The following is a 13,364-nucleotide window of genomic DNA, read 5'->3' on the forward strand; positions in this document are numbered from 1 at the left end:
TGGACCAGTTCAGTTGGGGAGGCTCAGTGAGACGGTTTACGTCAACCAATTCTACATCACCCGTGGCGTCCCGACGGCGCGTAAGTATTATTTTGCAGGCGCGAAGCACGTGGCTTCGAAAATGGCGTCGCAGCCCTATGCGGCCAGCGCGGGCCCAACATCTGGCTCAATCACAGCCAATGGCACCTTAGCCCGGCCAATTTTGCCTATTTCTTCAAGGTAATTTACCGTTCATGACGCGCCAAAGGATTAATCGTGCTTGAGCGGGATCTGCGGCTAGAAACGAGTTTTAGCAGCAAGTACACGGCTGCGGCTGCGACAACCGTCGCATGAAAAGGCGCGAAGCTGACTTTCACTACGGCTGAAAATTGTTCTTCACAATGTGGGGAAGCCGTCATTCATAATTGATTAGGTGCGCGGGCTTTGGCGTTTGGCGGGCCTAGTTAACGCTCTGGCTGAAACATTAAACCCGACTTTACTCATGCACTCACTTTTATGCTGTGGTGATTTCCCTGATGATACCGTCCAATTGGTAACATCAAGGGTTTTTGTGATACAGGATCGACAATGATCTCGCTGTTAAGTGCGAAAACCTCGCGGATGGTTTCAACCGTCAGGACCGCCCCGGGTGCGCCGGTTGCGTGAACTTGCCCCTGCTTCATTGCGATCAGATGATCGGCGTAACGTGTCGCGAGGTTCAAATCATGCAACACCATGACGATCGTTGTCCCCAGATCGCGGTTCAGATCCGTTAATAAATCCAGTACCTCAACCTGATGGCTGACATCCAGAAAAGTCGTGGGTTCATCCAGCAGCAAAATGTCAGTTTCCTGGGCCAACGCCATGGCAATCCAGGCACGTTGCCGTTGACCACCCGATAGCTCATCCACCGAGGATTCGGACAAATTCGCGGTTTGTGTCACATCAAGGGCGCGCGCAACGGCCGCATCGTCGCTGCCCCCCCACCGGCTAAACAGTTGATGATAAGGGTGCCGGCCCCGCCCAACCAAATCGGCCACAGTGATACCGTCCGGAGCGATAGGCGATTGGGGTAATAGTCCAAGCGTTCTGGCCAATTCTTTGGATGGAATTTGATGAACCGCTTTGCCATCTAAAACAACCTGCCCCGACATTGGTGACAATAGTCGGGACATGGCCCGCAATAACGTTGATTTTCCACATGCATTTGCCCCGACAATCGCCGTGATCTGGCCCATCGGGATCTCTATGTTCAGGCCCTTGATCACGCGATGCCCATCATAGCCAACATCAAGGTTTTCGGATTTTAGGGTGTGATCTTGGGTCAAAACAGGCTTCCATTCTTTGCGGATCGGACAATTAAGAATACGAGGTATGGCGCGCCCATGGCCCCGGTGATCACCCCCACCGGATAGCGCGTATCAAAGCCGAACTGGCCGACAAAATCGCCTAAAACTACCAAAACTGCGCCGACCAAAGCCGCTGGTATCAGCAGCGAACCACGCGAGCCTATCAACTTGGCCGCGATCGGGCCAGACAAGAACGGCACAAACGCAATCGGCCCCGCAGCTGTCGTCGCAAAGGCAATCAGACCAACCGCGCAGGTGATTACAATCGCGCGGGTTCTACCGACAGAAACCCCTAGCCCCGCGGCGGTATCGTCTCCGAGCCGCAATATCTCTAGGGATCGTGTTTGCCCCAACAGTGGCATGCCAAAAACGGCGAGCGCAGCAGCCACTGGCGCAGCCTGATGCAGTTTGACGCCGTTCAGGCTTCCGGCTAACCAGCGCAATGCCTCTTGTAGATTCCAAACAAGCGCTTGCGTCAGCAAGTAGCTTGTGACGCTATCAAGCATCGCAGAAACGCCGATCCCGATCAAAATGATACGGGTTCCAACGGCGCCACCTTTCCGAGACAGCAGATAGATGGTGCCAGCAACCAACAAGCCCGCGATAACGGCAAAGGCCGAAACCTGTACGCCTGTCATCGACAAGACCACAATCGCAAAAACGGCTGCAGTTGTCGCGCCAGATGTGATCCCGATAATATCTGGGCTGGCGAGCGGGTTTCGCAACATGATTTGAAACGCAACGCCGCCCAACCCAAAACTCAGACCGGTCAGTATCGCCACTGTAACCCGCGGCAGGCGCAATTGCCCGACGACAAAGGATGCTCCGGCGACGTCTTCCCCCATGATGACGCGGATAACATCACCTAGCGGCGTGATCGATTGACCGACCATCAACGTCATTAAGAAAAGCCCAGCCACCAAAACCATCAACAGCCCAACACGCAATCGGTACCCTCGCTGTCGCGACATACGCCCTTGCGCAAGCGTCGCGCCGGTCATAGCGCGCGGACCTTTTGGCGCCGGACGATCCAGATAAAGAAGGGCGCACCAATAAGCGCCGTTATGATCCCGACCTCCATTTCCGTTGGCCGCACGACAATGCGACCAAGGATATCAGATCCGATCAACAAGCCTGCACCTGCAAGCCCCGAAACAGGCAACAGCCAGCGGTGATCAACACCCACCAGCAAACGACAAAAATGCGGTACAACAAGGCCAACAAAGCCAATTGGGCCGCAGATCGCCGTTGTTCCACCGCACAACATAATCGCACCGAGGGCTGAGAAACCACGCGATATCGCGATCCGTTCGCCCAATCCAGCGGCGGTCTCATCACCTAACGATAACACATTTATTTTACGTGCGGATATCAACGCGATCGCAGCGCCAACCGCCAAAAACGGAAGCACCTGCGCGATCCTTTCAAAGGATGCACCACCGACGCCGCCGATATGCCAGTCTCGTATGCCTCCGGCAATGTCGTTACGCGATAGAACGATCCCAGTGATCAACGATGAAAATGCGACAGAGGTAGCCGCGCCAGCCAATGCCAACTTTAATGGGGTTGCACCCCCAACACCCAACGACCCAATGGTGTATACGAATGTCGCGGTCACGGCGGCGCCACAAATGGCGACCCAAATAAATGCAGTGGCAGAGGTCATGTCAAAACTTGCGATGCCAATCACAACCGCCAGTGCGGCACCCGCATTCACGCCAAGGATCCCCGGATCTGCCAGTGGATTACGCGTGATACCCTGCATAATCACACCAGACAGCCCAAGCGCAGCCCCTGCTATGGCTGCAAGAACCGTACGCGGCACGCGGCGCGCAACAGCGGCCTGAGAGATTGTACCCGTTTCACCGCTGACACCCGCCACAATATCAGCCCAGGCAACCGACCGGTTCCCAATTGTGATAGAAAGAAAGCAAAGCACCGCGATCACAACGATCAAGGCAAGCATCCACATAGCGCGCAGGTTCCCCGGACCGCGAAAAACCACGATCCGGGATGGTCTTAAACCCATGACGGTTTACTTCGCTTTATCAGCGGCAGCGGCCAGGACCGACACATAATCGTCCAATGCGTATTCCAGCACCAAGGCCGTTGGATTGGCTGCGGCCCCCAGCGGGCTGTTGTTCAACAAGGCAAAAGCACCATTGGCCACGGCGGGCATTTTAGACACAAGTGGATCGTCCTGCATCGCATCAAGCATTTCCGAACCAGCATAAGTGACAACGAGTGTCACATCGTCAAACGTGTCAATTTGTTCAGCGCTGAATTCCCCCCTAAAGGTGTCATCGCCAACCGTTGCAGCAACCGCATTCGACAATTCCATACCCAGTTCTTTGAAGAACTGAACACGTGGGTCATTCCCAGAATAGAACCGGACCACGCTAAGATCCGATGCATCCGTGTGAGACACCAACATCGCCTTTTGGCCATTCAACTGCGGATAGTTCCCAGCAACCTCAGAGATCTTCGCTTCCAGTCTCTCGATCAAAGCGTCGCCTTCTTCGGCCATGCCCATTGCGGTACTGTTCATCTGGATGGTCGTACGCCAATCCGTGGTCCATCGCGATGTAGGATAAGCCACAACCGGTGCGATCTGGCTTAACGTGTCATAATCTTCTTGGCTGAGACCAGAATAGGCCGCAAGAATGACGTCGGGATTGCTCGCGGCAACCGCTTCAAAATCGATACCATCGCCTTCGTTAAACAACGTCGGCACCTCGGCTCCAAGTTCGTTCAGCTTGGTTTCGACCCACGGGTGAATGCCGTCGCCATTGTCATCACCCCATGACATAAACGCCATACCAACAGGTACAACGCCCAAGGCTAAGGGAACCTCATGATTCCCCCAAGTCACGGTTGCAACGCGGACCGGTTTGGCATCAATCACCGTCGTACCGAGGGCATGTTCGATTGTGATCGGATAGCTTTGTTCTGCATTGGAAAGCGTGGGTGACATGGCTGTCACAGCTAACACTATCGCGGTAGAACAAGATGTATTTCTAAATGGCATTACTGTGTTCCTCATTAGGTGCCAGTCTGACGCCACAAGGAATTCAGTCACAAAACGGTAGGGTTAAAGTTCGTCAATGATCACACGTGCCGACGGCAACATGCACACCGAAGGGTGTGCGAAACAGCCAGCGCAAAGCTCATTTGTCACTAATGTTCTACGTTTCTAACGTCGTTCCCTGTCGCTGATGACGTCGGTGGCTAGTGTAAGAAACGTGCTGCCTTGTCTTATGATCGCTTTCCTGATGCTTTTAATCAGAGAAGTCAAGATCGTTGCTACGCCCCACTGATCGTAGGGGGGCCAGTACCTGATCGGACGAGGCTATGCGTGAATTCCCGCTCAATAAAAGGGGTGTATTGAAAGGCGTGTCTAGCATCTACCCCCTTAACGTTGACCTCGCCGAACGGGATTTCTTGCCCTGCGCATTGATCTAACCCAAGCGCAAGCCGCTGCCGCCCGAACTGCCCCGGATTGATCAGGTTCTGACGCCTGGCGAAGCCTGCACGTGCGGCGGCCAGCTGCGGGCCATTGCCGAAGATGTGACGGAAGAGCTGGAATATCTGCCGGGCCGGTTCGTGGTGAACCGTATTGTCCGCCCGCGCATGCCCTGCCGGGATTGCGACCTGATCGTTCAATCAGCACTGCCATCACGCCCGATTGAGCGCGGCCGTCCTGGACCCGGCCTTTTGGCCTATGTGCCGGTCGGAAAATATGCGGACCACTGCCCTCTGTACCGGCAATCGCAAATCTACGGACGGGACGGGATCGATCTGGATCGGCCACATTTGCAGATTGGGTCGGTCACTCTGCGGCACTGCTGGAACCGCTGGCTGACGCGGTTGGCCGCCGCAGGATCGTGTCCAACTGCGCCAATCCCGGTCAAAGCCACTGCTTGATGATTTGGAGGCTTGGCTCGCATTCCGGGCAAATCCGAGCTGGCCAAAGCGATCCGCAATGCCCTGACGCGGATGAAAAAACTACGACCATATCTGGATCATGGCATCCTGGACATCGACAACAACACTGCGCAAAAAGCGATGAGGCCGATTGCCATAGGCCGCAAGAATTACTTTTTTGTCGCTCCGAAGGCGGCGAAAAAGCCGCTGCCATTGCATATACCCTGATCGAAACCGCCAAGATGAACCGCGTAGATCCCCAAGCCTGGCTCTCATGAGGCCTCGCCCAGACCGCCGACCACAAGATCACACGCCTGAACGAGCTCATACCCTGACGCGACGCTGCTAACGCAGCGTAGCTAGGAGCACCTTCACCAAACGGTCACGCAATTACACCGAAGCGGCACTGTCAGCGGTGACGCCACGATTGATGACCACACCTCCGGACATCCGATTACACATAGGCGTGTGCGATACAGTCTTGTTCGATGGTTCGAGCTTGCTGCCATAGCAGAATCCACGCCCAGTGGTGAAACATACCGAGTTGAAGCCAGACGCCACCTCTTGAGTGATTAGAGTGGAGACATACTCGGAGGGGTCAACAAATACGATACCCTTGGCCTTGACCTGCTCGCGTATTTTTAGCCCTCCTGATGGACTGAGATATTGGCTGGAGACGCACAAGCCTTCGCACATCTGTGAAGATAAAAAGTCTGCTTCAGTCGCAGAACTGGTCAGCTATCTTATCCCAAAGCGTGTTCAGAGCAGGGAAACCAGCGCTACTACGGCGGGCTGCGCAAATATTCCATGTCAGTTCTTCCACGCTCTGAATCTCTTTAAGCAAACCCATGCGTCGATACTGCTCGAAATCTTCTGGCATACCTCCGCAGATAAGGTCCGTGCTACAGGCAATGTCATTCAAGAGAGAATAGTCATCACTTTCAATTTGCGGCATCCTGCTCACGCGTTCATAGGCGTCTTGGTTATCCCCCAGAAGCCGTGCAATCAGGCTCCTCCAGTAATCTGGCAGGTATGGGGTTGCGACAGGGTAACTAAAAATCTCAGCAACTGTTGCCGGTGCTTTTCGGTGCAATGGGTGCTGCGGCCGGGCCCAAAAGGCAGTCTTGCGCTTTTTTAGAACCAGCACCTCAATACCACTGACGTCCGGTGTGTGTGTGAGGTCGCTAATAGCAACGTCCAAGATCCCGGTGCGCAAAGCGCTCAGCGGTTCTTTTGAAGCACGGACGGCAATGCGTGATCGGAACTCTGGATGTTCTTCCAGCATCTGGGAAACCAGCGGCGAAACCACCGCACGCGCTGCAAGGGGTCCACACCCAATTTTAAGGAGGTTGGCCCCGTCCTGCTGTAGACGCTCGGCACCTTCTTCAAACTGAGAAATTGAGTCTTCAAGCGTCACGAGCATTTTCAGGAATGCTTTTCCGGCAGGTGTTGGCAAAACCCCTAACCGACTACGCTCGAAGAGAGACTGCCCGGCATATTCTTCGGCTTGCTTGATGTATCGCGAAAAACTGGCCGCTGACGTTTCCATGACCTCTGCAGAAAGGCTGAAACTTCCATGTTGCGCCAAGATAAGAGCAGCTTTGGCAGCCTTTCGATCAATCACAGTTCGCATCCCCTTGGGTTGTTTTTTCGGTGAAAACTACAAACTTGTTATGGCAACTATATGGCAATTACCCTACATTATCAGACAGATACGCATATCAAAAGCAAAGAGATACCGCTGGAGATTTCACAATCTGGACAACCCGTTCCAACAACTGAAAGTTACGTAAAATTTTGTAGAACTGATTTCTTTTATGCTTCTACAAGGATCTCGACATATGTGCGCCTCAGGCGTGAATTGGACGATATGGCTCAATCACTGGGTGACCGGCCTCCTTGATCCCCCATCTTCAAGTGCGGGACAAACCCGTACGCTGGACGCCTGATGAGAAATCCGTATTGGCAGAGTATCAAGTGGTAGGTTTGTGATTAGAGCACCTCTGCCTGACGCACATTTGTCGCCTAAGCCTGGTGGCAGTCGAGAGGAAAAATGGCGTCAAACATCTAGAATAGCCCTCAAGTGTAGTTTGAGCGCATACCTGAGTATTGACTGAGGGAAAGCCCGGCAGAAGATCGGTCCGTGCACCCATCACAATTCGCCCCACGTATGCACGAGACATCAGTCGTACAAGCAACGGCGACCAGAAGCTCAAGTGGCGCATAGTCGGGCACATAGGCCGCAAGGTCGATCAATTCAAACGCTGCTGCAACCGTGGAACGTTTCCCGGAAAAGCTCGGAATTTGCATTTCCGGGTCGCGGCACAGCTATGCAAAATAGGGATTATTATTCATGGTTCAAATCAGCTTCCAGACATTGCTGGCAAATGGGTCGCAAACGATCACCGATGCGGATGGCGATGAGGTCACCGTAACCGCCACGTTTAACGGCGGGTTTATTCCTTCATCTTCAGGAAGTCATATTCTTTCGGATTGGAGCTGGCGAACCCGAGGTATTGATCTCGATCCTGACTCGTTCACCTTATCCTTCTCGAAGCCCGTAAAAGATTTTACTTTCGAAATTAACGATCTGAACTCCGGCTCATTTTGGCAGGATTCCTATGAAATTGAAGCGAACCTTGATGGAGCACCCGTCGTCACCGACGTAGCGCTTGGAACCAGCGGCACATCGGCCACTTATACTTCATCTGCGGGCAATTCGCCCGAGACAGAAAGCGTCACAGTTCAAGGGCCGTTTAATGAAATTACGGTTACAAGTGGGGCTGCTGGGGGGTATCATGGATACCTATTTTTCGACACCGCAGATATCGGTAACGTTGTATGCCTTACAGCAGGGACGCTTATTGAAACGAAAAATGGCCCGGTAGAAATCGAGCATCTGTCTTCAGGCGATCTTGTGGTCACAAAAGATAATGGGCTTCTGCCAATACGATGGATTGGTAAGAAAAAGCTCTCGAAACCGCAGCTCGAAAAGAACGAAAAGCTGCGACCCGTTCGGATTCAGGCGGGCGCTTTGGGGAACGATCAACCTCAGCGCGATCTGCTTGTTTCTCGCCAACATCGAATGCTTGTTGACTCCAAAGTTTCTGAGCGCATGTTTGGTCGACCAGAAGTACTGGTACCTGCTATCAAGTTGACGGCATTGCCAGGTGTTTTTGTCGACGACACTGTGGAAGAGATCGAGTATTTCCATATCCTCTTTGATACTCATGAAATCATCTACGCCGAAGGAACCCCGACTGAAAGCCTGTTCACAGGCGAAGAGGCCCTGCGATCACTTCCCCCAGAGTCCCGAGAAGAAATCCTGGCAATCTTTCCTGAGATCTCTGAAATCGATTACACCCCCCGCCTGTCTCGTTTTGTCCCAGAAGGTAAGCTTCAGAAACAGTTGGTCGCAAGGCACTTAAAAAATAATACTCCAGTTCTCAGGAGCTGCCGGGCGTGATCGCCGAACGCCTCTGATGATAAAATTGACCCTATGTGAGCTGGGTGAGGGTTAAGGGTGCCACCTTAGCTCACTATGGCAGATGGTTGGCATAGATAGCGATGCTCTGACGATGGCAATCAAGTCTTGAAGCTTAAGCGTTGGCGCCATCGGCCAAATGCCGCCCTGTATCTAGGCGGAGCTGTGTCTTTGATTGTCCAACCGATGTTCGAACACTCCGGCCAAGTTCCGTTCACATGATGTAAATCGAGATACCCGCCGAGTATCTGTCCACATCGCAGCGCGTCAAACGCCACCTTTGCCGTGAATTTCGGGGCTGACCATTGTGGCTGAGACGTTGCGCCCCATCAAATGCTTATCGAAACCCGTGGGCCAACTGTGCGTCCAAGATGCGATGACGCACGGCGCAGACACCAAAGGGTAACCACCCACAATACGACCGATCCATAGACTCGAAACCATACAAAAGGCCCTAAGAAATAGGCGCCAGTTTGTAGATAACTAACAATGTAAGATATCTGGTACAGGGCGAGAAAAGCAGCCAGTGGCGCAAACGCTCGCGCGACAGATACCGCTCTTTCATCCCGAGAAACTGCCAGTATCCAAGAATATAGCGCGATCCACGAGACATAAAACTGCACATGCCCTACTTTGTAGGTCATGAAGATCACCAAGATTCCAAATAGGCCAGTGATTTCCCATCCTTGGCGCGTAAGCCATCCCCAAACTGATACCACCGCTGCAGCAGAAACAACCGCCAGAGAATTCACGCTCAACAAGTAGTCGACATAGATCTCAATCGACAGCTTGTCCTCAAACGTATTCAGAAATTTTAGAATCGATAGCTGCTTCGGGCCACGTTCGTCTCCGAAAAGGAACGGCGTGAAGATGGAATCGCCCCACTTCAACCAAGCCAGCCCCATCCCAGACGCAAATGTCGCAGCAGCCGCAAACATAGTGCGCAGCTTGACCGTTCCGCTCCGGCTGACTGCAAAGAATGGTGTGAAAAGTATGGGGTAGAACTTCAAAAGTGCCGCGAGACCCAACATGACCCCCGTCCAACCATAAGCCCGCCGCACGCGCAGCAGGCAGGTAACTAGGAACAGAACGCCTACCAGCGCGTCATTGATTCCAAAGACAAAAACAGTCACGACAACCACGGGTGACAGCACATAAAGCCAAAGCAGTTTTGACGCCGCCTGACGCCGATCCCTAGTGGTTGCGTTCAGCCCAAACGGTATCCAAACGACACCTAACGTGAGGGCCGCCATGGCGAACTTCGGTAATAGCGGGTGAAGCGGAGCCAACTCGGCAAGCAAGGCATGGACTGGACCATAGGCATTTTCTGGAATTCTGCCAACCGCATCATATGTAGCATCCCAGGGATCAGCGCCGGTAAGAATGCTCTGCCACTGGCGCGAATAGGCGATGTAATCATGCATGCTGCCAGAGGTATAAACCAGCAGAAGAAGTACAACCGAAATTGCCGCAAAGATTGAAACACTGCTTTTTGCCATTCCGACAGTCCTGTCCTCCAGACATGGCCAACCGTTACATCTTCGACGCTCAGCTTTTCTAAGGCCGTAAACAAGGTGTTCTCATAACCTCTAGCGCATGTTAGTGCACAAATATAGTCACAGGGCAAACACGCGTAAGCACTCAATCATGTCATTCCACGAAGCGGCGCCGCTCGCGCGCATTTCAGTTACAGTTCCGATCAGTATTGTCGTACCAACCTATCGGGAATGCGAGAATATTCCGCACATTTTCAATAGGGTGCGCGCGCTCCGCGACAGCCAAAACATCGAGATTGAGCTCATCTTCATGGATGACAAAAGCAACGACGGAAGCGTCGAAGCTGTTGCCGCCATCGGGGAAGACTGGGTGCGCATCGTCGAGCGGAATGGCGAAAGAGGTTTAAGCCCCGCTGTCATCGACGGCTTCCAACTTGCGCAGCACCCGGTTCTTATCTGCATGGATTGCGACCTAAGCCATCCTCCGGAAGCCATTCCGCAGATGGTTCTGGCGCTGGCCAGTGGGCAGGAGTTTGTCTTAGGGTCGCGCTATGTGAAAGGTGGATCCACAGATGACGACTGGGGCTTCTTTCGCTGGTTGAACAGTCGCATTGCAACACTTCTGGCGGCCCCATTGACGTCAGCCCGCGACCCAATGTCAGGATTCTTCGCCCTCAGGAAAGAAAGCTTCGACCACGCACGTGATTTAAGCCCGGTGGGTTACAAGATAGCGCTAGAGCTGATCGTCAAATGCGATGTCGACAATGTTGCCGAGGTACCGATCCATTTCCAGGACAGGATGCACGGTGAAAGTAAGTTGACGCTGAAAGAACAACTCAACTACCTGAAGCATATCCGCCGCCTATATATTCACCGCTTTGCCAATGCGATGTACTTCCTGCAGTTCATGATAGTTGGTGCGTCTGGAGTCGTGGTCAATCTTCTGACTCTATCGCTTCTGCTGTGGCTTGGTGCTTCGGACTCTGTTGGGCTCGTGGGCGGGATTGCGGTAAGCGTGGTCTCAAACTTCCTGCTCAATCGACGCTTCACCTTCAGCTATGCACGCGACCGGAATCCTTGGAAACAGTTCGTGGGATTTGTGTCCGCGTCGGGCCTTGGGATGGCGGTCAATTACAGCGTGGCACTTTATCTTTCCAAATACGCCTTACCGGATGGCCAGGGCTCTATCTATCTCGCGGCCTTGGCTGGGATTGGGTCTGGAATGATATTCAACTTTTTGGGCAACCGTTTTGTTGTATTTCGGAAGCGATTTATCAAGGATAACGCCAAGAATATCTAAGGTATACGCCACTTAAATGGCAGAGGAAATGAGCATCGTTCCTACTGCCTGCGGCGAGATCTCCAATAAAAGGCAGCCTTACAACCGTTATGCCACGACTTTGCTGCAACATATTTCGTGCAAATTGTAGTGGTGCCGCTGATAGGACTTGAACCTACGACCCCATCATTACGAATGACGTGCTCTACCAGCTGAGCTACAGCGGCCCACATGTTGCTGGGCGGCATGCGCCCCGCAGCGTTGGGGGTTTTAGACCCGACATGATCATTGCGCAAGCGAAAATGGTGCGTTTCGCACCGGGGCCGGGTCATCAGGCGGCACCCTTGGATCACCGCCTGATGTGTTGGTTATGCAGCAGGTTTGTCGTCCGCTTCTTTCACGACTTCGCCATCCAGAATGGGGGCTTCGTCGCTGATGGGTTCTGCATCCTCGATCTCGGCCACAGGGGCGTCGCCAACCACCAAGGGCAGCATTTCCGCCCCTGAGGTGACCGCACCTTCAGCTTCGGGCGCCGAGGTCCAGGCCAGCGTGTCAAACCCATCACAGTTGTTACAGACGGGCAGCCATGCCGCGTGCACGTGGTTACAGCTTTCGCAAACCCATTGCGGCCCGCGCGGCGCGGTCACTGCGCGCGCCAGAACGGCCCGCACATCGTGATCCGATGCACCTTCGCCGCGTTCAATCGCCGCCAAAAGCGTCAGGGCCCGTTGCGTCGGCAATGCGTCGGGCAGATCGCCCAGCGCCTTACGGGCGGCGGGATAGTCCTCGGCTGCGACGTTCAGCTCGGCCAGAAGCATCCGGGTCTCGGGATTACCGTCCTGATGTTTGGTCAGCGCACGGAACCGCTTGATCCGCTCGGCCGGGCTTTCCTCCGGGGCGATATCCGCAAAAGCTGCAGCCAGATCCGGATGGGGTTGCGCCGACCACGCTTTGACCAATACACGCGCGGCATATTTCGGCTTGCCATCCGCAATATACCCACGCGCGGCCATCACCGCAGCAGGCACCAGATCCGGCGACAGGCGGTTGGCCTCGATCGCAGCTTCACGCGCCTCGACGGGGTTGCCGTCTTTCATCACGCCTTTGGCTTCGGACAAGGCCAGCACGGCATCGCGGCGCTTGTGCACGTCACGCGGCAGGGCGCCGTATTTCAGCTTGGCGCCCAAGGTCTTGCGCGCGCCAGCCCAATCATTGTTCTGCGCTTGAAGACCCAAAAGCACATCCTGCGTTTCCGTATGACGCGGCTTCAGCGCGAAGGCTTTCTCGGCCAACTTCATCGCGGTCTCGGTGTCACCCTCTTCCAGCTTCTGCTTCATGATGCCGCGCACGCCAACAAATTGCGTGCGCTCATCCTTCAGCAAACGCTTATAAACCTGAGCCGCCTTGCGCTTGTCCCCTGACATTTCCGCGGCCTGTGCCGTCAGCAAATTGGTCAACTCTGGGCGACGCAAATATTTCTCGGCACGGGCAGCTTTGGACATCGCGGTCGTGCTCTCACCCGAGGCAATCGCCATCATACCCTCGGCCAGCGCCTCGTAACCTTTGCGTTCCCGCGAGCGGTCGAAATAGCGCGAAATCGCCGTTTCATCGCCGTTCACAAAGCGCACAAAAGCGATAACCAAACCGATCACGATAATCGCCAGCCAGATCGCAGCCACCAGAAGCACCGCCGCGATAACAGCCTGCAAGGGCTGCATGTTCAGCTCGGTCCCACCGACGGCAATGCGCACCCCGCCATCCGTTTCCATAAGGACCCCGGCGCCGAGTGTCAGAAGCGCAATTCCGGCGATGAACAGGACAATCTTAATCAAAGACCAAAGCATCGGCGTATC

11 protein-coding genes, 1 tRNA gene and 1 pseudogene are annotated in these 13,364 nt (G+C 54.1%); 4 read left to right on the forward strand and 9 right to left on the reverse strand.

Translation table 11 applies throughout. From position 1 onward, the window contains the following. On the forward strand, positions 1–223 hold a 223-nt coding region (locus tag FIL88_RS16845), incomplete at its 5' end, for a hypothetical protein (RefSeq protein ID WP_221931153.1). A 256-nt stretch (positions 224–479) separates the two neighbouring features. On the opposite strand, the gene FIL88_RS12400 is transcribed toward FIL88_RS16845, so the two are convergent. The 4 genes from FIL88_RS12400 to FIL88_RS12415 are packed head-to-tail and all read right to left on the reverse strand — an operon-like array spanning position 480 to position 4,302. Then, on the reverse strand, positions 480–1,307 hold the full coding sequence (locus tag FIL88_RS12400; RefSeq protein WP_142854195.1) for an ABC transporter ATP-binding protein: 828 nt from the start codon (positions 1,305–1,307) through the stop codon (positions 480–482). Then, a complete protein-coding gene (locus FIL88_RS12405) occupies positions 1,304–2,329 on the reverse strand; it encodes a FecCD family ABC transporter permease (protein WP_142854196.1) in 1,026 nt (341 codons plus the stop codon). The genes FIL88_RS12400 and FIL88_RS12405 overlap by 4 nt, the downstream gene beginning before the upstream one ends. After that, positions 2,326–3,357, reverse strand: a complete 1,032-nt coding sequence (locus tag FIL88_RS12410) for a FecCD family ABC transporter permease (protein ID WP_142854197.1) — start codon at positions 3,355–3,357, stop codon at positions 2,326–2,328. The genes FIL88_RS12405 and FIL88_RS12410 overlap by 4 nt, the downstream gene beginning before the upstream one ends. Before the next feature lie 6 nt (positions 3,358–3,363). Beyond that, positions 3,364–4,302 carry an iron-siderophore ABC transporter substrate-binding protein gene (locus FIL88_RS12415; protein WP_246066715.1) on the reverse strand — a complete coding sequence of 313 codons (939 nt, stop codon included), beginning with the start codon at positions 4,300–4,302 and terminating at the stop codon, positions 3,364–3,366. 488 nt (positions 4,303–4,790) lie between these two features. Between FIL88_RS12415 and FIL88_RS17175 the strand changes: the two are divergent. Beyond that, positions 4,791–5,527, forward strand: a pseudogene (locus FIL88_RS17175) (IS66 family transposase); the annotation flags it as partial. A 115-nt stretch (positions 5,528–5,642) separates the two neighbouring features. Here FIL88_RS17175 and FIL88_RS17130 read toward each other — a convergent pair. Both FIL88_RS17130 and FIL88_RS12430 read right to left on the reverse strand, forming a co-directional pair. After that, entirely contained in the window at positions 5,643–5,948 is a 306-nt protein-coding gene (locus FIL88_RS17130; RefSeq protein WP_142854199.1) for a UxaA family hydrolase, read from the reverse strand. A 22-nt stretch (positions 5,949–5,970) separates the two neighbouring features. Then, positions 5,971–6,885, reverse strand: coding sequence for a LysR family transcriptional regulator (locus tag FIL88_RS12430; protein WP_142854200.1), 915 nt, complete (start codon positions 6,883–6,885; stop codon positions 5,971–5,973). A 720-nt stretch (positions 6,886–7,605) separates the two neighbouring features. On the opposite strand from FIL88_RS12430, the gene FIL88_RS12435 reads away from it, so the two are divergent. Then, positions 7,606–8,718 carry a Hint domain-containing protein gene (locus FIL88_RS12435; RefSeq protein WP_142854201.1) on the forward strand — a complete coding sequence of 371 codons (1,113 nt, stop codon included), beginning with the start codon at positions 7,606–7,608 and terminating at the stop codon, positions 8,716–8,718. 347 nt (positions 8,719–9,065) lie between these two features. Here FIL88_RS12435 and FIL88_RS12440 read toward each other — a convergent pair whose 3' ends face one another. Beyond that, complete coding sequence (locus tag FIL88_RS12440) at positions 9,066–10,235, reverse strand: glycosyltransferase family 87 protein (RefSeq protein WP_142854202.1); 1,170 nt, start codon at positions 10,233–10,235, stop codon at positions 9,066–9,068. Between the two features lie 148 nt (positions 10,236–10,383). On the opposite strand from FIL88_RS12440, the gene FIL88_RS12445 reads away from it, so the two are divergent. Further along, the gene (locus FIL88_RS12445; protein WP_185960937.1) at positions 10,384–11,532 is read left to right on the forward strand and encodes a glycosyltransferase; all 1,149 of its coding nucleotides are present in this window, start codon (positions 10,384–10,386) and stop codon (positions 11,530–11,532) included. Between the two features lie 130 nt (positions 11,533–11,662). Here FIL88_RS12445 and FIL88_RS12450 read toward each other — a convergent pair. Together FIL88_RS12450 and FIL88_RS12455 are read right to left on the reverse strand one after the other, a co-directional pair. Then, positions 11,663–11,738 (reverse strand) — tRNA-Thr (locus FIL88_RS12450). Between the two features lie 141 nt (positions 11,739–11,879). Further along, on the reverse strand, positions 11,880–13,355 hold the full coding sequence (locus FIL88_RS12455; RefSeq protein WP_142854204.1) for a heme biosynthesis protein HemY: 1,476 nt from the start codon (positions 13,353–13,355) through the stop codon (positions 11,880–11,882). Positions 13,356–13,364 lie beyond the last annotated feature (9 nt).

The sequence above is a fragment of the Aliiroseovarius halocynthiae genome, assembly GCF_007004645.1.
Taxonomy (GTDB): domain Bacteria; phylum Pseudomonadota; class Alphaproteobacteria; order Rhodobacterales; family Rhodobacteraceae; genus Aliiroseovarius; species Aliiroseovarius halocynthiae.